The organism is Spirillospora sp. CA-108201 (assembly GCF_050936235.1).
Taxonomy (GTDB): Bacteria; Actinomycetota; Actinomycetes; order Streptosporangiales; family Streptosporangiaceae; genus Spirillospora.
Genome location: NZ_JBNJNE010000001.1, coordinates 2,713,676 through 2,733,769, shown reverse-complemented (window position 1 = coordinate 2,733,769; position 20,094 = coordinate 2,713,676). Strand labels below are relative to the sequence as shown.

At 70.2% G+C, this 20,094-nt stretch carries 19 protein-coding genes; 6 read left to right on the top strand and 13 right to left on the bottom strand.

Annotated features, from left to right (window positions below; genetic code table 11):
- Window positions 1-10: 10 nt before the first annotated feature.
- Complete coding sequence (locus ACQEU6_RS13345) at window positions 11-559, bottom strand: hypothetical protein (protein ID WP_499331873.1); 549 nt, start codon at window positions 557-559, stop codon at window positions 11-13.
- 222 nt (window positions 560-781) lie between these two features.
- On the opposite strand from ACQEU6_RS13345, the gene ACQEU6_RS13340 reads away from it, so the two are divergent.
- The 3 genes from ACQEU6_RS13340 to ACQEU6_RS13330 all read left to right on the top strand — a co-directional run bounded on the left by ACQEU6_RS13340 (window position 782) and on the right by ACQEU6_RS13330 (window position 3,270).
- On the top strand, window positions 782-1,195 hold the full coding sequence (locus ACQEU6_RS13340) for a MarR family winged helix-turn-helix transcriptional regulator (protein WP_499331871.1): 414 nt from the start codon (window positions 782-784) through the stop codon (window positions 1,193-1,195).
- Between the two features lie 112 nt (window positions 1,196-1,307).
- Window positions 1,308-2,240 carry an LLM class flavin-dependent oxidoreductase gene (locus ACQEU6_RS13335; RefSeq protein ID WP_499331869.1) on the top strand — a complete coding sequence of 311 codons (933 nt, stop codon included), beginning with the start codon at window positions 1,308-1,310 and terminating at the stop codon, window positions 2,238-2,240.
- A gap of 4 nt (window positions 2,241-2,244) precedes the next feature.
- On the top strand, window positions 2,245-3,270 hold the full coding sequence (locus ACQEU6_RS13330) for a hypothetical protein (RefSeq protein ID WP_499331866.1): 1,026 nt from the start codon (window positions 2,245-2,247) through the stop codon (window positions 3,268-3,270).
- A gap of 42 nt (window positions 3,271-3,312) precedes the next feature.
- On the opposite strand, the gene ACQEU6_RS13325 is transcribed toward ACQEU6_RS13330, so the two are convergent.
- Window positions 3,313-3,795: an SAM-dependent methyltransferase gene (locus ACQEU6_RS13325; protein ID WP_499331863.1), complete on the bottom strand. Its 483-nt coding sequence runs from the start codon at window positions 3,793-3,795 to the stop codon at window positions 3,313-3,315.
- A gap of 67 nt (window positions 3,796-3,862) precedes the next feature.
- Here ACQEU6_RS13325 and ACQEU6_RS13320 point away from each other — a divergent pair, with 67 nt between their 5' ends.
- Window positions 3,863-5,305 carry a recombinase family protein gene (locus ACQEU6_RS13320; RefSeq protein WP_499331860.1) on the top strand — a complete coding sequence of 481 codons (1,443 nt, stop codon included), beginning with the start codon at window positions 3,863-3,865 and terminating at the stop codon, window positions 5,303-5,305.
- 1,108 nt (window positions 5,306-6,413) lie between these two features.
- Here ACQEU6_RS13320 and ACQEU6_RS13315 read toward each other — a convergent pair.
- The 3 genes from ACQEU6_RS13315 to ACQEU6_RS13305 all read right to left on the bottom strand — a co-directional run bounded on the left by ACQEU6_RS13315 (window position 6,414) and on the right by ACQEU6_RS13305 (window position 7,521).
- Complete coding sequence (locus tag ACQEU6_RS13315; RefSeq protein WP_499331859.1) at window positions 6,414-6,626, bottom strand: hypothetical protein; 213 nt, start codon at window positions 6,624-6,626, stop codon at window positions 6,414-6,416.
- A gap of 284 nt (window positions 6,627-6,910) precedes the next feature.
- Complete coding sequence (locus tag ACQEU6_RS13310) at window positions 6,911-7,243, bottom strand: hypothetical protein (protein WP_499331857.1); 333 nt, start codon at window positions 7,241-7,243, stop codon at window positions 6,911-6,913.
- A gap of 17 nt (window positions 7,244-7,260) precedes the next feature.
- Entirely contained in the window at window positions 7,261-7,521 is a 261-nt protein-coding gene (locus ACQEU6_RS13305) for a hypothetical protein (protein WP_499331856.1), read from the bottom strand.
- A 260-nt stretch (window positions 7,522-7,781) separates the two neighbouring features.
- On the opposite strand from ACQEU6_RS13305, the gene ACQEU6_RS13300 reads away from it, so the two are divergent.
- Window positions 7,782-8,933, top strand: a complete 1,152-nt coding sequence (locus ACQEU6_RS13300; RefSeq protein WP_499331855.1) for a hypothetical protein — start codon at window positions 7,782-7,784, stop codon at window positions 8,931-8,933.
- Here the strand turns inward: ACQEU6_RS13300 and ACQEU6_RS13295 are convergent.
- From ACQEU6_RS13295 to ACQEU6_RS13270, 6 genes are all read right to left on the bottom strand, one after another.
- On the bottom strand, window positions 8,873-9,337 hold the full coding sequence (locus tag ACQEU6_RS13295; RefSeq protein ID WP_499331853.1) for an SAM-dependent methyltransferase: 465 nt from the start codon (window positions 9,335-9,337) through the stop codon (window positions 8,873-8,875). The genes ACQEU6_RS13300 and ACQEU6_RS13295 overlap by 61 nt on opposite strands.
- Window positions 9,338-9,422: 85 nt before the next feature.
- The gene (locus tag ACQEU6_RS13290) at window positions 9,423-10,169 is read right to left on the bottom strand and encodes an FkbM family methyltransferase (protein WP_499331852.1); all 747 of its coding nucleotides are present in this window, start codon (window positions 10,167-10,169) and stop codon (window positions 9,423-9,425) included.
- Window positions 10,170-10,277: 108 nt separating this feature from the next.
- Window positions 10,278-11,426 (bottom strand): acyl-CoA dehydrogenase family protein, encoded by a 1,149-nt coding sequence (locus ACQEU6_RS13285; protein ID WP_499331851.1) that lies wholly within the window; start codon window positions 11,424-11,426, stop codon window positions 10,278-10,280.
- 4 nt (window positions 11,427-11,430) lie between these two features.
- Entirely contained in the window at window positions 11,431-12,360 is a 930-nt protein-coding gene (locus ACQEU6_RS13280) for a hydroxymethylglutaryl-CoA lyase (RefSeq protein WP_499331849.1), read from the bottom strand.
- Window positions 12,357-14,294 carry an acetyl/propionyl/methylcrotonyl-CoA carboxylase subunit alpha gene (locus ACQEU6_RS13275; RefSeq protein WP_499331847.1) on the bottom strand — a complete coding sequence of 646 codons (1,938 nt, stop codon included), beginning with the start codon at window positions 14,292-14,294 and terminating at the stop codon, window positions 12,357-12,359. Before ACQEU6_RS13275 ends, ACQEU6_RS13280 begins: the two co-directional genes overlap by 4 nt.
- A gap of 8 nt (window positions 14,295-14,302) precedes the next feature.
- Window positions 14,303-15,916, bottom strand: a complete 1,614-nt coding sequence (locus ACQEU6_RS13270; RefSeq protein ID WP_499331845.1) for a carboxyl transferase domain-containing protein — start codon at window positions 15,914-15,916, stop codon at window positions 14,303-14,305.
- 78 nt (window positions 15,917-15,994) lie between these two features.
- Between ACQEU6_RS13270 and ACQEU6_RS13265 the strand changes: the two genes are divergently transcribed.
- Window positions 15,995-16,591 carry an SACE_7040 family transcriptional regulator gene (locus ACQEU6_RS13265; protein ID WP_499331843.1) on the top strand — a complete coding sequence of 199 codons (597 nt, stop codon included), beginning with the start codon at window positions 15,995-15,997 and terminating at the stop codon, window positions 16,589-16,591.
- On the opposite strand, the gene ACQEU6_RS13260 is transcribed toward ACQEU6_RS13265, so the two are convergent.
- Together ACQEU6_RS13260 and ACQEU6_RS13255 are read right to left on the bottom strand one after the other, a co-directional pair.
- A complete protein-coding gene (locus ACQEU6_RS13260) occupies window positions 16,588-17,961 on the bottom strand; it encodes an extracellular solute-binding protein (protein WP_499331840.1) in 1,374 nt (457 codons plus the stop codon). The two genes, ACQEU6_RS13265 and ACQEU6_RS13260, sit on opposite strands and share 4 nt — an antisense overlap.
- Window positions 17,962-17,971: 10 nt before the next feature.
- Complete coding sequence (locus ACQEU6_RS13255; RefSeq protein WP_499331839.1) at window positions 17,972-20,065, bottom strand: vWA domain-containing protein; 2,094 nt, start codon at window positions 20,063-20,065, stop codon at window positions 17,972-17,974.
- Window positions 20,066-20,094: the final 29 nt, after the last annotated feature.

Below are 20,094 nucleotides of genomic sequence, written 5' to 3'. Positions count from 1 at the left end.
CCGGCATTTTCTAGCAGACACAAGTGTTCCCTTGACACCGCCTCGGACCCGGTGTGACGTACGGCATGAACCGTGCCGGTCGCCCGACTCTCCGTGAGGATGATTTCGCCGGCCGGCCGCCTGTCCTCATCAGGCCGGGCCTGTGGTCAGGTGCGCTGGAAGCCCTCCTTGGTGCGCAGGCCGTAACCGACGCGCGGTCGAGGGAGATGTGGGCCATCCAGCCGCACAGGCCGGCGAACAGGGGAGTCCAGGACATCGGGGTGACCGTGCAGAGCAGCATCAGCGCGAACGGCACCAGGGCCCGGTGCGCGGCGTTGTAGTACGGCACGGCGCGCGGCTGGAGGCGGCCGCGCTCGACGGTGCGGGCCTCCCGCAGCCCGACGAGGAAGGTCAGGTCGGGGGCGACGAAGAAGGCGAGCGCCAGGAACGCCGCGAGCCAGCCGTGGTTGACGCCTTCGAGGACGGCGAAGGCCGACCAGAAGAGCGCGCCGGCGGACCACGCGATGCGGCGGACGACGCGGATGCCCGAGATCTCGCCCCGGGTGACGGCTGCGGTCATGACGACGTCCTTCCGAACGGTGGCTAACGGCCTTAGCCATCATCATGAAGCTATGGCTCTTAGCTGTCAAGCTATTCATCGGTCGCCAGGGCGGGACGCCGCCGGGCGGGGGTGCGCCTCTGTAGTTCGTCGCGCGAACTGACGGGCTATCCTGGGCGCGTGGCCAAAGATGACGAGGGTCGGATCGGTGTTGTGAGTGCGCTGGTGCGAGGGGCGTTTCTCGTGAACGCCGTATATGGCGAGTCGGCGCGGGAGTACGGCATCACGTCGCAGCAGGGGCAGTTGCTGTGCGTGCTCATGGCGCGGCCGCGGGGAATGGGCGAACTGGGCGCGATGCTGGGGCTGGCCAAGTCGAGCCTCACGGGCCTGGTGGACCGCACCGAGCGCAACGGCCTGGTCCGGCGCGAGCCCGACCCGCGGGACCTGCGCGCGGTGAGGATCGTGCTGACCTCGCAGGGGAGCCGGTTGGTCGAGGAGTTCTACGCCGAGACCTGCCGGCGGATCGACCGGCTGCCGGAGGGTCTCGGCGACGCCGAGCGCGGCGCGCTCGCCGACCTGCTCGGCCGCGTCGTGCTGGCCAACGAGGTCCCGGTGGTGTTCGCGGATCCGGACGAGGGAGACGCCCGCAAGTCCTGAGCCGGCGTCCTCGGTTGCAGTTCGTGTCACGAACTAATATGGTTCGTAATACGAACTGCAAGCCCGTCGTTGGGAGCACGAAATGATGAGCCAATCGGCCGCGGGTGAAGGCATGCCCCTGTTCGGGTTCGGCGCGCACACCGTCATCGACGAGGCGGCCGGCCTGCTGCGCATGGCTCGGCAGGCCGACCGCGACGGCCTGGACCACTTCTCCCTGTCGGACCACCCCTACCTCGGCGACCGCGTGGACGCCTACGCAGCCATCGGGTTCGTCCTCGGACGCACCGAGCGCATCGCGGGCTTCGCCAACGTCACGAACCTGCCGACCCGGCCGGCTCCCCTGCTCGCGCGGACGGTGACGTCGCTCTCGGTGCTCTCCGGCGGCCGCGTCGTGCTCGGCATGGGGGCGGGCGGGCTGTGGGACCGGATCTCCGACATGGGCGTTCCGCGGATGTCGCCGGGTGAGGCCGTGGACGCCTTCGAGGAGGCGATCGTCCTGGTCAGGAAGCTGGCCGGCGGCGGTCCGCCGGTCACCCACCGGGGCCGCCACTACCGGGTGGAGGACATCGAGCCGGCTCCCGTCGCCGCGCCGCCCGTGTGGACCGGGTCGGTCGGCCCGAGGTCCCTCGCCGCGACCGGCCGGGTGGCCGACGGCTGGATCCCCGGCCACGCGGCCGACTGGCTCAGCGAGCGCTACCGGACGTCGCGACCGGTGATCGACGAGGCGGCCGCGGCGGTGGGACGCGACCCGCGCGGGATCCGCACGATCTTCAACCTTCCCGGACGCGTCACCGAACGGCCGCTGCCCGCCACGCGCGACCGCGACGGACGCTGGATCGGCGGCTCGTCCGAGCAGTGGGCCGAGGAGCTGACCGGGGCGGTCCTGGAGCACGGCGCGTCGGGCTTCACCCTCTTCTCGCCCGGCGGCGGGACGCAGGACCCCGCCTCCGTCGGCCGCTGGGGGCAGGAGATCGCCCCCGCCGTCCGCGAGGCGGTCGCGAAGGAGAGGGGCGGCCGCGGAGGGGAGCGGTCGCCGCTAGCATGATCGAATGTCGCAGACGGTAGGGATCGCGCAGTTCGTCCGGCAGCCGAGCGACCTGGGCGAATGCCTCGCCGGAACCGACCTGATCGGCCGGGGCGAGGTGCGGGCGTTCCTGGGCTCCATCACCGGCGTCGATGCCGCGACGGCGGAACTGGCCGCCTCGTTCGAGACCGGTGACGTCTTCCGCGCGGGGATGATGGCCTTCGTCTGCGGGGTGCTGGTCGAGCGGGGCGGCTCGGCCGCGGTGCCGGTCGACGCGGTCATGCGGGTGACGGAGCGGTACCTGCACCTGGCGGAGGAGTTCGCGGCGCGGGGCGGGGCGAGCGCGCAGGACGAGGTGTTCCGGGTGTCTCCCGATCTCGTCCGGGCCCACCACGCCCTGCCCTTCGTCCTCCTCGCGGCCATGACGATGCTCAGCCGCGACGTGGGCGCGCGGCGGCGGCTGCGGGCCCGGCCCGACGTCGCGCGGCTCGCGGACGAACTCGACGAGCACTACGAGACCCTCTACTACGTCCGCGAGGTGCTCGCCCTCCTGGACGACCGGGAGATCCTGCTGCTCGACCCGCGCGGCCGGCGCGGCTTCGTTCTCGGCCTGACCGGCGTCCAGGACCGGATGTACCACTTCTTCGCGCTCGCCCAGGACGCCCTCGAACGCCATGCGGGCCCCGGTTACCTCGGAGCCGAGGCGGCCGACCCCGCGCTCGTGCGGTACGCGCGGAACCAGGCCCTGACTCCGCAGGAGCACCAGGAGGCCCCCGAGCTGATCGACTCCCTGCGGATCGGGTTCCACTACCCGGGCGCCGGCGCGGAGCCGGCGTCGTTCTTCCCCGGTTCCGCCCCCTTCGAGGCGGTCCCCGTGCTCGACGGCCTCCCCACCCTGTTCCTGGACGAGCGGTCGATCAACGCCCAGTGGTCCCCGGCGAACATGTATCCGGCCCTGCACGAGGCGCTGGAGGCGAAGGTCGGCCTTCGCGAACTGCCCCGTGATGACGTGGAAGCCCGGCTCGCCGCCTTCGCGGCGGCCTCCGGCTGAGCGGGGCCCCGGCCGGATCGGCCCTGGCGGGAGCGGCGCGGCTCAGGGTTTGCGGGCCAGGCCCCCGTACATCGACACCTGGGAGTCGTCGATCGCGCGGGCCCTGTCGTCCGGTCGCCAGCGGTGGACGGGCGCCACGCCCGGATCGACGAGCTCCAGGCCGTCGAAGAAGCTCCTCACCTGGGCCTTGGTGCGGGCCTTGGACTTGATCCCGCGCGAGTTGTACCTCTTCACGGCGTCCCCGACCTCTTCGGGCGCGCTGTCGATGGCGATCGTGGAGAGGGCGAGGAAACTGCCCGGCGCGAGAGGTCCCAGAAGCCGCCGGACGACGTCGTGCGCCAGCTCGTCGTCGTGGACGAAGTGCAGGACGGCGATCAGGCACAGCGCCACCGGCTCGGCGAAGTCGAACGTGGCCCGGACCTCGGGCGAGGACAGGATCGCCTCCGGCTCGGCCAGGTCCGCGTGGATGTAGCGGGAGCGTCCCTGCGGGGTGCCGGTCAGCAGGGCGCGAGCGTGGGCCAGCACGATCGGGTCGCATCGTGCCGGGTAGTGTGCACGGCGGTAGGGCAAGCCGTCCGAAGGGATCACGCGCATGAGTCTCGCCGCAGCGTTCGTCCGAGTCAGCACGGGCAGCCAGGACGAAACGTCCCAGGTCAAAGCCATCGACGGATACGCGCAAGAGCGCGGGATCACGATCGTTAAGACCTTCCGACTGAAGGGCTACAGCGCGTCAAAGGGGACACAAGAGCCCGCGCTCCGCGAGGCGATTGCGGATATTCAACGGGGCGACTACGGAACTTTGATTGTCACGGAGTCTTCGCGACTTGACCGGCGCGAGGACTTGGACGCGCAAGCGGAGATTCTTCTAGCGATTCGTTCCGCTGGCGGCGACGTGGCCTCGATAGCTGAGCCGACTTTCGGAACGACCGACTTTGCCGGGCGAGTCGTCACCCTGGTTGCGCAGCATGCGAATGCCGAGAAGTCCTTGACCGTGAAGCGCACGACTTACCGGGGAATGTCCATGGTTCGCGACAACAAAGCGCACCATGGACAATTGCCCGCGTTCTGGAAGGTGAAGGGGGTCCGTTACGCGAAGCAGGCTTACTGCGCCAACCCGCAAGCGGTGGTCGACGTTTACGAACGCATCGCTAATGGCGAGTCTTTGAACTCTGTGGGACGGGCCTACGGTCTCTACCCGAACAGTGTCAGGAACCTAATCCGGTTCGCCGCGAACCACACGGGCGTAGTGGAATGCTCGTACACCTATGAAGGTGTTACAGACAGGTGGTCGCACGAAGTGGCCCCGGTAGTCGATTCGCCCCTATGGTGGCGCGCGAACAAAGTGCTTGATGCCAACAAATCTGCGTCCCGCGCGAACAAAGGTGGCCGCCCAGTCGCTTCGCCCTCGAATTGGCTTTCGGGTCTCCTTCCATGCCCCGAATGCGGGGGGAAGCTTTTTATAAACCTCGGAGCCACTCCAGCAGGGAACCCGCGTACCCCTAAATTGCGATGCGGAGGTACAGCCAAACGGCGACTCACATGCGGACGCTTCAAAGGTCACAACGCCCGCCCCGTTCTCGAACTGATTGAAAGCATGTTCGCCAACGACACAACAGACATCCTCGCATTCCAAAAAGTTGCAGGCAACGCTCACGAACTGGACGCGCTCAAGGCCGCACTCCGCAAAATTCAGGCGCGCCTTTCCGCGACCGAAGACGATGACGAATTGGATGCACTGGTCGCGGAGCGCAAAGCGATGAAAGCGCGCATCGAGGGATTCGGGGTCGTGCCGGACAGTTACGACTACGCGCCGACCGGGCAGACGGTTGCGCAGATGTGGACGGGCGGCGATGACGGCGTCAAGAGGGGAATGGTCCGGGCGGTTCAGGAGGCATGGGGAATGCTTCTCGTGATTGACGGTGGGGAGCCGCGAATCGTGATCGGGGCGGACGCAAAAGACTCGGCGAACGCGGGCGGGATTGTGGACCTCGGGAATGGATTGTGCTTCCATCGCCAATCTGTCGAAGTCGCCTGACCTCCGGCATACAAAGACCGGACAGCAAGAGAGGCCCACTCGGTAGCGATTCCGAGTGGGCCTCTCTTGTTGTCCGGTCGTTTAGGCGGGGGCGGTCAACGGCTCTAGGGCCGCTAGCTTCCGGCTGATCGCTTCCCACTGTCCGGGGTGAGTGTTGCGGCTGGTCGCCCTGGTCGCCCTGAGCGCCTTCCTGAGTGCCGTTGTGGGCGGGAAGGGTCATCGGGACGGCTCCCGCCGTTCGCGGGCCTGAGAGGCTCCCTGAGTGCCGTTGTGGGCGGGAAGGGTCATCGGCACGGCTCCCGCCGTTCGCGGGCCTAAGCGACGTGATTCGGCGGAACGCAATGTTGTCTGCGTTTCGTCTCTGGAACGGTGACCTTGATAAATGAGTGTCCGTCCGGAGGTGTACGCCGATTCCGTCCGCCCAGTCGGCAGGCTGGTTCGGTCACGAATTCGCGAGTTGAAGTGCGTTCTTGCGGACAGCTTCAACGCACTGCAGCTAAAATTCCGAGATCGTCAGGGCGTGTCTGTATGGCATTGGCCGGTACGGTGGTCGGTTGAATCGCCAATGCATTTATGGCCTGCACAAAGCGCATGAGGCGCATTGCCGCAGGGGCGAGGAAGCAAACCCGCTGTCCGGAAGCGAAAGAACCCCACAATTCTCTGTTCAACATTGGCCACGGCGCGACACGCCATTCTCGGTCGACGCATAACGTACTGTCAGTTCTACATGGTGAATCCATCGAAATGCAGCCAACGAATGTCGTCAATGGAGGCGGAATTGAGTCCGGCGTAGCGTGTCGGTGATTTTTCAATTTTGTTGTGCGAGGCGGCCGGCGAGTCAATTTGCGCGAGATTTGATTCTAAAAGGGGAGAGAGGGCGGGTTCGCGGAGGACCGGAGGGACGACGGGACGACCGGAGGGAGTTTAGGCAGGGGGTTCCGGGGATTCTGGTTCGCTGGCCTGGGGGTATACGCCCTGTAGGGCTTCGCTTTCGTGAAGGCGGAGACGAAAGCCGAAACGAATGCGGAAGCGAAGGGGGTAAGGAATGGCGAATACCCCTCCCGGTCACTGCTGGGAGGGGTATTCGCGCTACGTGGCGCAGAACGCTCTAGGTGTTCTGCGTCCCCCGCGCGCTGCTGTAGTCGTCGGTCGGCCGGATCACTCCGTCACGGAACATGGCGTCTAGTGCCTTGATTTCCCGCCAGACGGCCCTTGCTCCGTCGTTGCTGGTGCGGCGGATCTTGGCGCGGCTAAAAGTCCACGTGTTGCCGGGCATGTACTTGACGTCCCATGCGGGGAAACGCCACCGCAGAACCCGCATTTGAATCCTCCGTCGGTATTTTCGGCACAGCACCGCGCATCTCCTGTTCTCTGGTATTTCGGATGAAGTAACGGAGGTGTGCGACGAGCGACCCTCGCCGCACACCTCCGCCCCCCCATGTGGCGTCCGTCCCGGGGGAACGGTGAACAGACGCCACGCCCAGCCGAGGTCAGTAGATACCGGCCTCAAGGCGAGGTTTGGAACGGCCCCGGGGTAAGGGGACTGGTTTCCCCGGGGCCGCGCCCGCATGTGAGACCGCCCTGCTTACTCACGTGCGGGCAGTCTCATAGGCCGCCGTCACTTTTCGTGACTTGCGTTACCTTCTCCGCCGATTCGGCGATCAGGGAATCGATCGTCGCCGCAAAGAACCCTTGATCCTGCAAGAGCCGTACGAGGATGGGGAATACGACACCCCACGCGAGCGTGAGAGCGTCCGTGGCGTCCCTTCGCGGCGCGATCCTGAGTCGGAACTCCGCCTCCTGCCTCGCAGTGGCTGACAGGACGCTCAAGAGCGTCAGAGAGTAATCCCGCGAACGCCATACCTCCTCAAAGCCAGCCACCGCTACCTCAACGAGGTCCACCGGAAGCGCTGTCCTTTGCTCCGTGCAGTCAGCCACTCTTTCCTCCCTTCGCTCTACTCGCGCATTGCCCGCTTGACAGCCAGTGCCGCCGCAGGCGCATTGTCCGCCCGCGCGAACGTCCGGATATCCGGAGTGGTGAAGTACCAGACGCCATGCCAGTACAGGCACCCGACAATGAGCGACCGTGTCGCGTCCACGCGAGTCACACTCAAGACCGGATAGCCATCCTCTTCCGTGATCACCGCAGCGAGATCGCTAGCGTCGGAGATTTCCACGATCAGCGCGCGGAAGAACCCGAGTCGCTCCCGGTGCACGGGCTCAAGGATCGGCAGCAGAGGAGAAGGATCTGGGGGCAGCGTTCCCGGGTGCGTGGGCGGCACTCGGTACGGCGCTCCGGACCGTTTCCCCGAAACGTGTCGATGAATCGTGTGGTGGCCCATGTCGGATATCACCTCGCCGGACAGCTTGTTGTGTTGTCCGCTAGAAGTGCGCCTTATCTTGTCTGCCACGCATCCTGTCACGCTCTTACAGGTTCGCTAGTGCGATCTTTTGCTGAGAGTTATAAGCTGAGGTCGTGGAAGCACACAGCCTCGCCGAAGCCCTTAAGCTGATCATGGATCAGCGGGCATGGACGCAAGCTGATCTCGCCCGTGAGCTGGAGGTATCCCAGCCCTGGGTCTCCCAGGTCATCAAGGGCACCAGGGATACCCCTATCGGCAAGGCAATCGACCTCCTGTCGCGAGTTGGCTGGGAGGTACGCATAACCCCCGTGGCAAAGGACCGTGATCCTGTGGACCGCAGAGAATTTCTTACCGTTGCCGCTTCTGTAGCTTTCGTTCCGTCGCCTTCAGCGAGCCCGTATCAAGATCCGGATTATGTGCAGGCGTTGGCGTCACGTCTTGAGGGATCCAAAGAGCAACTCGGAGGGGTGCCACTGGTCGCTACTGCGCTGCGTCATGTACGCCGTGTTGAAGGGGCGATGAATAGCAGAGATGTCGCCCTGCAACGGGCCGCATCAGACCTTGCCCGTAGCGCATCCTTGGTTCTTTACGATGCACGAAATCTTAAGCTTGCGGAGAAAGTCGGCAACGTTTCACTGGCTCTTGCGCGGCGCGCGCACTATGTAGAGGGAACCGCGCATAACTACGAGAATCTTTGCTGTTTCACTACCTCGATAGATCCCGTTCGTGCAGCCCACTACGCGCAGCGCGGACTTCAGATAGCGGAGTTGGCAGAGGAACATCACGCCCGGTTGAATGCTCGACTTGCCGTCGCCCTTTCAAAGAAGTCCCCATATGCGCATCGCGGTCCCAGGCCCTCGCAGTCTGCCATTGATATCGCGAGAGGGTTCGATGGCCTCCCGCAAGTCACAGGTGCCGTAATCACTGGAAATGCGGCACTCGCATTGGCTGGCCTTCGACGCTACCAAGAAGCGGATGTCGCATTCACTGAGTGCCTGCATCTGTTTGAGACCTTTCCGCTGTCTCGTGCAACATGGGCGACACAGCAGGTAAAGGCGTCTTTTAGTGCGGTGGCGCTTCCGGAGGCGGCAGACCAAATCTCAAGCCTTGTGCGTATCGCGCCACTTGTCGATTCGGCACGGCTGGACTCGCGCTTGCGCGAGATTCTCGCTATTTCAGCGCCGTGGTCGAAGGTTCCGGAAATTCAGCGTGCGCGGGAGCAACTGCGGTCGGTCCTACCGTTCCCCACCGGCCGCGCCACCTGAGGCTCAACAGGTTGGCCGCCTTGACCAGGGGATACGCGGTGCATTCCGTGTGCACAACCCCGCTTGCCATGGTCGTTGTCGACGTACACGACGCGGCCGGACGGGTCGGCCTCCTGGACGACCTCGTGCAGGTTCGGTGAGGTCGGCAGCCCGGTCCCGGCGTCCAGGAACTGCCGGACGCCGCGCTCGGCCGCCAGATGGCGGGCGGCCCGGACCATGAAGTCGCGGTCGGCCCGCACGGGGGTGCGCATGTACGGGGCGATCCTGACGACCTCCTCGGCGGCGGCGCGGTCGGCGGCGTAGTTGTCCTTGCCGCCGAGCAGGTAGTCGTAGACCCGGGCCGAGTGGGCGACGTCCGTCCTCAGATCGGCGGACGTCGGTTCACGGGTGGTCTTGTCCGGCACGATGGGCCCCGTCGCTCGGTGCGCTGGCGCCCGCCGATATTAGTAAGCCTTGTTATCTAATGGGACGCCTTTCCCGGTGCCGCTCTCACCCGGATTCGCGGAGCCTGGCGTAGATGTCGCCCGACCTCCCGCGCGGACGGATCCTCTCCAGCCGCCGCACCAGCTCGGCCGCGTCGAGCCAGCGGGGGCTGGCGAGCCGCATCGTCTCGATGGGGGAGTAGTTGTAGACGTAGTCGCCCAGCCGGTCCACGAGGTCCAGCGACTTCAGCGCCGCCTCGTGCGCGGACGGCACGTACTCGAACGACAGGGCGCGCAGCGGACGGGACAGCCCCGCCAGCACGTCCGCCTCGAAGCCCTCGACGTCGATCTTGCAGAAGGCCGGCACGCCGTGGACGGCGATGAGCTCGTCCAGCGTGGTCACGTCGACGCCGATCGAGCGGTCCCAGCGGACGCGGGCGAAGCCGCGGTCCGTCGTCACCGCCCTGATCCAGCCGGGCGACATCGAGGACACCGTCGGCGTCGCGGTGGACAGGGCCAGGCGCGCCCGTCCGGGCTCGGCTCCGGCGGCGCCCGGCACGAGGGCGACGCCGCTGTCGCGGCCGAAGAACAGGCGCAGCACGCGCAGGCAGTCGGGCTGCGGCTCCACCGCGACGACGCGCGCCCCGAGCCCCCGCCACACGCGCACCCGGCCGCCCACATGCGCGCCGACGTCGAACGCGAGGTCGCCGGGCCCGAGGAACTCCCCGTAGAGGCGCGACGCGCGCCGGTGCCGGCCCGGAATTCCGTGGTACATGACCAGTGAGCGAGCGATCCCGTAGGCGCGCAGCAGCATTCGCCGACTTTACCGCGCGGGCTCCGCGACCGGCGGGAACTCGGCGCCTCGCACGGGGACACGCGCGCCCGCGCCCGGCGGCGAGGCCGGGCGCGGCGCGGCGCGGCGTCAGGACGGCGGGAGGCCGAGGGCGCGGGCGATCAGCATCCGCTGCACCTCCGAGGTGCCCTCGCCCACCTCCAGGATCTTCGCGTCCCGGTAGAAGCGGCCGACGGCGTACTCGTTCATGAAGCCGTAGCCGCCGAACACCTGCGTCGCGTCGCGGGCGTTGTCCATGGCGGCGTTGGAGGCGACCAGCTTGGCGATGGCGGCCTCCTTCTTGAACGGCTCGCCCGCCAGCATCCGCGCGGCCGCGGCGTAGTACGCGAGGCGGGCGGTGTGGGCCCGGACCTCCATGTCGGCGACCTTGAACTGGATCGCCTGGTAGCGGCCGATCTCCCGGCCGAACGCCTCCCGCTCGCGGACGTAGCGCAGGCACTCGTCCACGCAGCCCTGGGCGAGGCCGACCGACAGCGCGGCGATCGCGATGCGCCCCTCGTCCAGGATCCGCAGGAACTGGGCGTAGCCCCGGCCGCGCTCGCCGACGAGGTTCTCGGCCGGGACGCGGACGTCGTCGAACGACAGCTCCCGCGTGTCGGACGCCGACCAGCCGACCTTGGAGTACTTGCGCCCGACCGTGAAGCCCGGGGTCCCGTTCGGGACGAGGATCGTGGAGATCTCGCCGTCGCCGGTGAACGCGGTCACCGTCACGAACGCGGTGATGTCGGTGCCGGCGTTGGTGATGAACGACTTGGACCCGTTGATCACCCAGGAGTCGCCGTCCAGGCGGGCCGTGGTGCGCATGCCGCCGGGGACGTCCGACCCGCCGCCCGGCTCGGTCAGCCCGAAGCCCGCCAGCCGCTCGCCCGAGGTGAGCCGCGGCAGCCAGCGCTCCTTCTGCTCCGCCGACCCGAACCGGTGGATCGGCATCGCGCCGAGCGACACCCCGGCCTCCAAGGTGATCGCGACGGACGAGTCGACGCGCGCCAGCTCCTCCAGGGCCAGGCAGAGCGCGAAGTAGTCGCCGCCCATCCCGCCGTGCTCCTCCGGGAACGGCAGCCCGAACAGCCCCATCTTCCCCATCGCGGCGACGATCTCGTAGGGGAACTCGCCGCGCTCGTACAGGTCCCCGATCACCGGGGCGACGCTCTCGCGGGCGAACCGCTCGACCGTGCGCCGCAGCTCCTCCTGCTCCTCGCCGAGCGTGAATTCGATCATTTGGCTACTCCGATCCAGGTCGCAGGGCTTGCACTACGCGGGACGGGCTGGGACGGCCCAGCCGGCCCGCCATCCAGCGGCTCGTGGCCGCGAGCCCGGCGAGGTCGACGCCGGTCTCGACGCCGAGGCCGTCGAGCATCCAGACGAGGTCCTCGGTGGGCAGGTTGCCTGTGGCGCTCTCGGCGTACGGGCAGCCGCCGAGGCCGCCCGCCGAGGCGTCCACGACGGTGACGCCCGCGCGGAGCGCGGCGAGGGTGTTCGCCAGAGCCTGCCCGTAGGTGTCGTGGAAGTGGACGGCGAGCCGGTCGGCCCCGATGCCCGCCTCGCCCAGCGCCTCGATGAGCGCGGTCACCTGGCCGGGCGTGCCGACCCCGATGGTGTCGCCGAGGCTGAGCTGGGAGCAGCCCAGGTCCATCATCCGGGACGCGACGGACACGACCTGCTCGACGGGGACGTCGCCCTCCCACGGGTCGCCGCACACCATCGACACGTAGGCGCGCACCCACAGGCCCTCGGCGCGCGCCCGCTCCACGACCGGGGCGAACATCGCGAGGGACTCGTCCACGGTGCGGTTGAGGTTGCGGCGGGCGAACGTCTCGGTGGCGCTGCCGAAGATCGCGATCTCGGTGACGCCGTTGGCGAGCGCCCGGTCCAGGCCCCGCTCGTTCGGCACGAGGACGGGGTACCGCAGCTCGGGGGAGCGCGGCAGGATGTCGAGCAGCTGCTCGGCGTCGGCGAGCTGCGGCACCCACGTGGGGTGGACGAAGCTGGTCGTCTCGATCGTGCGCAGCCCCGCGCCGGCGAGCCGGGTCACGAACTCCGCCTTGACCTCGGCGGGGACGACCGCCTTCTCGTTCTGCAGCCCGTCCCGCGGCCCGACCTCGTAGATCGTGACCCGCTCGGGAAGGCCGGGAAGGGGTACCGGCACCGTCATGCCTCCTCGATCACGGCCAGCACCGCGTCGAGGGCGACCTGCGCGCCCGCGCGGACCGGCAGCTTCGCCACGACGCCGGCCAGCGGCGCGGTGACGGTGTGCTCCATCTTCATCGCCTCGACGACCACGAGCGGCTGCCCGGCCTCGACGCGGTCGCCCTCGGCCGCCTTGACCGCCAGCACCGTCCCGGGCATCGGGCTGCGCAGCACGCCGTCGCCCCCGGCGGAGGCGTCGGCCCCGCCCTCGGCCCGGACGTGCTCGCCCAGCGCCCACGCGTGCCCGTCGCGCCCGAGCCACAGGGTCCGCCCGTCCCTGGCGCCGGCGAACGAGGTCGTCCTTCCACCGTAGGTCAGCGTGAACGGCCTGGTGAGCGACGCGGCGACCGGTGGCTCGCCGCCGACGGCGACGCGCGCGGACGCCGCCCTGCCCTGGACGCGGACCTCCACCGGGTCGCCGCCGGCCGGGGTGATGATCCAGGACGCCCAGGCGTGGGCGCCGGGCCGCCAGCCGTCCGGGACGTCCCACGGGTCGTCGCCGGCCTCCAGGTCGAGCATCCGCTCCAGCGCGGCGGCGGCGAGCACCTCGGACGGGACGGACGCGCCCGCCACCAGGCCGTCCAGGGCGCGCTCGACCAGGCCGGTGTCGAGGTCGCCCGACACGACCGACGGGTGCCGCAGCAGCGCGCGCAGGAACGCGATGTTCGTCGGGACGCCGAGCAGCGTGTAGGACGCGAGCGCGCGGTCGAGCCTGCGCAGCGCCTCGGCGCGGTCGGCGCCGTGGACGATGACCTTGGCGAGCATGGGGTCGTAGGAGCCGCCGACCTCCGTCCCGGCGTCCAGGCCGGAGTCGACCCGCGCGGTCTCGGGTTCGCTGAGCGCGAGCACCCGCCCGCCCGTGGGCAGGAAGCCGCGCGCCGGGTCCTCGGCGTACACGCGGGCCTCGATGGAGTGCCCGTCGAGGCGCACGCCGTCCTGCGTGAACGGCAGCGGCTCTCCGGCGGCCACCCGGAGCTGGAGCTCGACCAGGTCGAGTCCCGTGACGAACTCGGTGACGGGGTGCTCGACCTGGAGCCGGGTGTTCATCTCCATGAAGAAGAACTCGTCCGGGCGGTCGGCCGAGACGATGTACTCGACCGTCCCGGCGCCCACGTATCCGACGGCCCGCGCGGCGGCGACGGCGGCGGCGCCCATCCGCTCGCGCGCGGCGGCGTCCAGCAGCGGGGACGGCGCCTCCTCGATGATCTTCTGGTGCCGGCGCTGGAGGCTGCACTCGCGCTCGCCGAGGTGGACGGCGCCGCCGCGGGCGTCGGCGAAGACCTGGATCTCGATGTGCCGCGGGTTCTCGACGAACCGCTCGGCGAGCAGCGTGTCGTCGCCGAACGAGCCGCGCGCCTCCCGCCGGGCGGACGCGATCGCCTCCGGCAGGCCGGCGGCGTCCCGGACGAGCCGCATGCCCTTGCCGCCCCCGCCCGCGGACGGCTTGAGCAGCACCGGCAGCCCGATCTCCAACGCGGCGGCCTCCAGTTCGGCGTCGGACAGGCCGGGCTCGTCCCGCCCGGGGACCACCGGGACGCCAGCGGCCGCGACGGTCCGCTTCGCGCGGATCTTGTCGCCCATCGCGTCGATCGCCTCGGCCGGCGGCCCGACGAAGACCAGTCCCGCTTCGGCGCAGGCGCGCGCGAACGCCGTGTTCTCGGCCAGGAACCCGTATCCGGGGTGCACGGCCGACGCGCCGGCGTCGCGGGCGGCCGCGATGACCGCCTCGATGTCCAGGTACGACGGGATCAGCAGGGCCTCGTCCGCCTCCCGCACGTGGCGCGCCAGGGCGTCGGCCCCGGTGTGGACGGCCACGGACCGGACGCCGAGCCGCCGCAGCGTGCGGAACACGCGGACGGCGATCTCCCCGCGGTTGGCGACCAGGACGCTGTCGAACATCAACACCCTCACATCCGGAAGACGCCGTAGCCGACCGGCTCCAGCGGTGCGTTGGCCGCGACCGACAGCCCGAGCCCCAGCACGCGCCGGGTGTCGAGCGGGTCGATCACCCCGTCGTCCCACAGCCGCGCCGTCGAGTAGTACGGGTTGCCCTGCGCCTCGTACTGCTCGCGGATCGGCGCCTTGAACCCTTCCTCGTCCTCGGCGGCCCACTCCTCGCCGCGCGCCTCCATCTGGTCGCGGCGGACGGTGGCGAGGACGCTCGCCGCCTGCTCGCCGCCCATGACCGAGATGCGGGCGTTCGGCCACATCCACAGGAAGCGCGGCGAGTACGCCCGGCCGCACATCGCGTAGTTGCCGGCGCCGAACGAGCCGCCGATCACCACGGTGAACTTCGGGACGCGGGCGCACGCGACGGCGGTCACCATCTTCGCGCCGTGCTTGGCGATGCCGCCCGCCTCGTACTCGCGCCCGACCATGAACCCGGTGATGTTCTGCAGGAACACCAGCGGGACGCTGCGCCGGTCGCACAGTTCGATGAAGTGCGCGCCCTTCTGCGCCGACTCGCCGAACAGGATGCCGTTGTTGGCGACGATCCCGACCGGGTGCCCGTGGACACGGGCGAACCCGGTGACGAGCGTCGCGCCGTACTCCTTCTTGAACTCCTGGAAGCGGCTGCCGTCCACGATCCGGGCGATGACCTCGCGCACGTCGTAGGGGGTGCGCGAGTCCGGGGGGACGATCCCGTACAGCTCGGCCGGGTCGGCGGCCGGCTCCTCGGGCGGCGCGACCTCCCACGGGCGCGGCTCGCGCGGCCCCAGCGTGGCGACGATGTCGCGGACGATCCGCAGCGCGTGCGCGTCGTCCTCGGCGAGGTGGTCGGTCACGCCGGACGTGCGCGAGTGCAGCTCGCCGCCGCCCAGCTCCTCCGCCGTCACGACCTCGCCGGTGGCGGCCTTCACCAGCGGCGGCCCGCCGAGGAAGATCGTCCCCTGGCCGCGCACGATGACGGCCTCGTCGCTCATCGCCGGGACGTAGGCGCCGCCCGCCGTGCACGAGCCCAGCACCGCCGCGATCTGCGGGATGCCGCGGCCGGACATCGTGGCCTGGTTGTAGAAGATGCGGCCGAAGTGCTCGCGGTCGGGGAACACCTCGTCCTGGCGCGGCAGGAACGCGCCGCCGGAGTCGACCAGGTAGAGGCAGGGGAGGCGGTTGTGCAGCGCCACCTCCTGCGCCCGCAGGTGCTTCTTCACCGTGACCGGGTAGTACGTGCCGCCCTTGACGGTGGCGTCGTTGGCGACGACGACGCACTCGCGGCCGGAGACGCGGCCGACGCCGGTGATGATCCCCGCGCCGGGCGCCTCGTCCCCGTACATGCCGTCCGCGGCCAGCGGCGACAGCTCCAGGAAGGGCGAGCCGGGGTCCAGGAGCGTGTCGACCCGGTCGCGGGGCAGCAGCTTGCCGCGCGCCGCGTGCCGCTCGCGGGCGCGCTCGGGTCCGCCGCGGCCCGCCCGGTCGACGCGGTCGCGCAGCTCGGCGACGAGCGCCTCGTTGTGCGCGGCGCTCGCCTTGAACGCCTCGCCCGCGACGTCGGCGCGCGAGCCGATCTCGGGTCCGCTCATGACCCCCCTTCCCGGTTAACGTTCATTAACAATGCCGATGTTAACGGCCGTTAACAACTCTAGTCTAGACTGGCCCGCATGACGTCCCACCCCGCCGAGGCGCCGCCGGGCCCCCCGCCCAACCCGCGCCGGGCCGAGATCCTCGGCGCCGCCGCCGAGCTCTTCGCGCGCCACGGCTACCACGGGGCGTCGATCGGCGACCTCGGCCGGGCCGTCGGGCTCACCGGCCCCGCCCTCTACCGCCACTTCAGCGGCAAGGAGGCCGTGCTCGCCGAGATGCTCCTCGACATCAGCGAGCGGCTGCTCGCCGAGGGCCGGCGCCGCGCCGCCGGCCCCGACCCCGGCCGGGCCCTGGACGCGCTGCTGAGCTGGCACATCGCCTTCGCCCTCGACAACCCCGCCCTGATCACCGTGCACGAGCGGGAACTGGACAACGTCCCCGAGCCGCAGCGCCACCGCGTCCGCCGGCTCCAGCGCGCCTACGTCGAGGAGTGGGTCGCCGTCCTGCGCCGCCTCGGCCCCCGGCGGCCGGACGAGCGCACCCGCGCCGCCGTCCACGCCTGTTTCGGCCTGCTCAACTCCACCCCGCGCAGCGCCGCGCAGGGCCTCGGCCGAGCCGCGATGGCCGACCTCCTGCACCGCATGGCCCGCGCGGCCCTCGAAGACGCCCGCTAGCAGGACGCCGTGCGCCCGTCGAGCGAGCGCTCCACGGCCCTGGCGAACGTCCTGGCGTCGGTTCCCGTCTGGTCGAAGAGCTTCTGCACGCACGCGCGGAACGTGCCGGTGAACGTGCTGTAGTGCGGAGTGACGGGACGGGGCCGCGCCCGGTCCAGGGCGTTCACCACGGCCGTCCCCAGCTCGGTCAGCTGCGCCTGGTCGAGTTCGACGTCGCCGGGATCGAGGCGCTCCCCGGTGAGGGCCGAGCAGTTCTGCGCCTGCACGTCGGCGGCGGCGTGCTGCCCGGAGGCCAGCCCGAGCGCGCTGTAGCGTCCCGGCGCGAAGCCGCCGCACGAGAACAGCTGCTTCTGGCTCTCCGTCCCGCTCAGTTCCTTCACCAGCCTGAGCGCGTCGTCCGGGTTGGGGGAGTACTTGGACACGGCGAGGTTCTGGCCCCCGAGGACGGTGCGTCCGGGCAGGGCGGTCACCCCGTACCGCAGGCGCGTCCCGTCCCGCATCCCCGGCTCCGTCGCGAGCGTGGAGAACGCGTACGGCCAGTTCCGCATCAGCGGCGTCCCGGACGTGAACGCCTCCATGCTCATCTGCTCGTCGTACGAGCGCGACGCCGTCAGCGGGCCGTGCGTCCGCGCCGCGGGCTGCGGGTCGGGGGCACGCGCCGCCAGTCGCTTCAACGCCGGGAACACTTTCGCCCGCAACGCCTTCTCGTCCGGGCGCCTCTCGCCGGTGAGCAGGCCGCCGCCGCCGTCGTTCCACACCGCTTCGAGCGCGTTGACCGTCAGCCCCTCGTAGTCGTCGAGCTGCATGGCGGTGCCGGAGCCGAGCAGATGCGGCCAGTCGCGCGGGGCCTGCGCGCCGTCGCGCCGGTAGAGCAGCCCCACGTCGACGTTGAACGGGACCGCGTACTGCTTCCCCTGCCATTTCCCGGTCTCCAGGGCGGCGGGGAAGAAGTCGCTCCGCTCTCCGATGTCGTCGAGCGGCCGAAGGTAGCCGCCCGCGGCGAACTCCGCCGTCCAGGTGTTGTCCATGACCAGTACGTCGTAGCCGCAGCCGCGGGACTCCTGCATCGCCTTGATCTGGCTGTGCTGGGAGTCGGTGGACTCGGAGATCTCCACGAGCGTGGCGTGCGGGTTGCGCCTGTCCTCGTTCCACTTCTGGATCAGCCGGCGGCGCTGGCTGTTCAGGCTGACGTCGGTGCCGCCCGCGACGACCAGCTCCGAGCGGTCGCAGTGCGGCGTCAGCGCCCGGTAGGACGAGCCCGGCCAGAAGGCCAGCACCTCGGCGCAGACCAGCGCCGCGGCGGCCCCTCCCGCGGCGCTCAGCCAGGCCGTCCGGCCGTGGGGCACGAACCGTCGCCGCCGTCGCGTCATGGCCTTCCGTTCATCGCAGGTCGGAGAGGAGCTGGGCTGCCTGCTGCGGTGCCGGCGCGCCGGTCAGCGGCACGCAGCCGCTGCCGCCGGAGGGGCCGAACGCGTCCACGATCTCCTTGACGGGGGAGGCGCCGCAGTCCGCCGGGCCCGTCAGCACCACGGTCACCCGAACGTCGCGGTGCCGGTCGCGGAACCTCGCGGCGGCCTCGCCGGGGGACGATCCGGGGCCGTTGGTCCCCGGCGTCTGCCCGTCGGTGACGACGATCAGGTCCGACCCCGGGTCCACGTCGGCTTTGCCGATCATGTCGGCGAGCGCGACGTCGCCCCCGGCGGTCGCGACCGCCTGGAGATGGCTCGTGATGCGGTTCTTCTGGGCGGGGCTCGTCCCGGCGAGGTCCACGTTCTCCAGGGTGCCCGGGTCGTCGGGCGGCTTCTTCCTGGACGCCACCTGCAGACCCGCGCTGTCCCGGCTCTGCAACTGGGCCACCAGGCTCTGCAGGAAGGAGACGCTCTGCGCCAGCCGGGTGTCGCGGCCCTGGGCCGGGTGCCCCATCGACCCCGACACGTCCAGCATGAGGGAGACCGAGGTCGGGGGACGGGCGGCGGCGACGCGCTGGAGTCCTTCGGCGACGTACTTCCCGCCGCGGTCCCCGCCCTGCGGCCCCAGCGGCTTCGGGGCCATCCGGTTCGGGATGACGTTCGGGCCGAGCAGCGTCCACAGGGCCGTCAGGTCCGGGCGGGCGGAGTCGCCCTCCTGCGCGGAGGGCATGGCGCCCCTGTCGTCCCGGAGGCCCTGCTCGGTGAGCGGATGCCGCGTCAGCCACCGCCGGAAGGCGGTGACCGCCGCGTCGCGCTCCCGCGTGTCCTGCCCGCGCCACGTCACCTGGACGAACGGGTAGTCGAGCGTCGGCAGGTCCTCGGCGTAGTAGGGGTAGAGCGTCCACTCGCCCCCGGCGCCCGGCGCGCCCGCGGCGCCGCACTGCTTCTTGAGCCGGCCCGCGTCGTAGTCGCTGACGACCTGCTCGGGGACGGCGAAGGCCACGCGGTCCGGCGGGTGGGCGCGCTGCCGTGCCTTGCACAGCAGGGTCACCGCGTCCGGCGCCACGAGGTCGGTGGGCTCGGCGAACTCCTCGTCCTGCTGGTCGTTCCCCGGAAGTGCCCCGTAGAGGACGGGCGTCACCGCCAGCGCGGCGGCCGACGTCTCCGGGACGGGACGGGCGATCTCGCGCAGTTCCACGCCCGCCCTGCCGAAGCGCCGCAGCAGGTCGGTGGTGAGCCGCTCCGGCGGCTTGATGGCCAGATCCTCCACCTGGGCGTGGTCGCCGCCGAACAGCGCGAGCACCAGAGGCGACGACCCCAGCGAGCCGCGCGTGGTGAACACCGGATCGGCCTTGGCGGGCGGGCCCTGGGCCGGGGAACCGGCGCCCCGCGCCTCGCGGACCTGGTCCGGGCTCTTCTCCACGTAGTCGAACTCGGCCGTCGACGACGGGATCCAGACGTCGGGCTGCGGGCCGTACAGCCGCTCGTCCTGCGGCGCCGCCTCGCCGCCGGCGGGCTCGCTGCGCCGCCACAGCCGCCCGAACGCCTCGGAGAGCTGCACGAACTCCGGCTCCGGCGCGACGCTGACGCTGTACTCGCGGCAGCCCCGCTCCTCGCTGTCGGCCTCGAACCCCCGCGCGGCGTCGCGCAGCGAGATGAGCGTCTCCGGCGCGGTGACGACGCGCAGCTCCAGCGGCTGCCCGCACGGCCGCGCGTGCGCCGCCAGCGAGGCGACGCTCGCCTGCGCCAGCAGGACCGCCGCCATGGCCGCGGCGCCGGCGCACGCCCACGCCACGGCCTCGGCGTTCCAGGGCAGGATCCGGGTGAGCCGTTTCAGCGCGGTGCCCGCCCGCTCGGACCGGAACAGCGCCACCGACACCGCCACGATCACCAGGGCGATGACGGCCAGCGGCAGGACCGTCTGCAGCCAGGCGACCGCGTCGACCAGCTTCAGCACCTGGTTGGCGATCAGCCCGGACGCCACACCGACGATCAGGCCGGGAACCGCCGCGCGCACGAGCCGGTCGAGCGGCGCGTCAGAGTTCCCGTTGCCCGACTCACTCATACCGGCTCCGTCGACGCGGAAAGCACGAC

Bases quoted from the DNA above. Each gene is read 5' to 3' on its own strand.
- ACQEU6_RS13345 (WP_499331873.1), bottom strand. From the start codon at position 559: ATGACCGCAGCCGTCACCCGGGGCGAGATCTCGGGCATCCGCGTCGTC.
- ACQEU6_RS13335 (WP_499331869.1), top strand. From the start codon at position 1,308: ATGCCCCTGTTCGGGTTCGGCGCGCACACCGTCATCGACGAGGCGGCC.
- ACQEU6_RS13330 (WP_499331866.1), top strand. From the start codon at position 2,245: ATGTCGCAGACGGTAGGGATCGCGCAGTTCGTCCGGCAGCCGAGCGAC.
- ACQEU6_RS13320 (WP_499331860.1), top strand. From the start codon at position 3,863: ATGAGTCTCGCCGCAGCGTTCGTCCGAGTCAGCACGGGCAGCCAGGAC.
- ACQEU6_RS13315 (WP_499331859.1), bottom strand. From the start codon at position 6,626: ATGCGGGTTCTGCGGTGGCGTTTCCCCGCATGGGACGTCAAGTACATG.
- ACQEU6_RS13290 (WP_499331852.1), bottom strand. From the start codon at position 10,169: ATGCTGCTGCGCGCCTACGGGATCGCTCGCTCACTGGTCATGTACCAC.
- ACQEU6_RS13285 (WP_499331851.1), bottom strand. From the start codon at position 11,426: ATGATCGAATTCACGCTCGGCGAGGAGCAGGAGGAGCTGCGGCGCACG.
- ACQEU6_RS13280 (WP_499331849.1), bottom strand. From the start codon at position 12,360: ATGACGGTGCCGGTACCCCTTCCCGGCCTTCCCGAGCGGGTCACGATC.
- ACQEU6_RS13275 (WP_499331847.1), bottom strand. From the start codon at position 14,294: ATGTTCGACAGCGTCCTGGTCGCCAACCGCGGGGAGATCGCCGTCCGC.
- ACQEU6_RS13270 (WP_499331845.1), bottom strand. From the start codon at position 15,916: ATGAGCGGACCCGAGATCGGCTCGCGCGCCGACGTCGCGGGCGAGGCG.
- ACQEU6_RS13265 (WP_499331843.1), top strand. From the start codon at position 15,995: ATGACGTCCCACCCCGCCGAGGCGCCGCCGGGCCCCCCGCCCAACCCG.
- ACQEU6_RS13260 (WP_499331840.1), bottom strand. From the start codon at position 17,961: ATGACGCGACGGCGGCGACGGTTCGTGCCCCACGGCCGGACGGCCTGG.
- ACQEU6_RS13255 (WP_499331839.1), bottom strand. From the start codon at position 20,065: ATGAGTGAGTCGGGCAACGGGAACTCTGACGCGCCGCTCGACCGGCTC.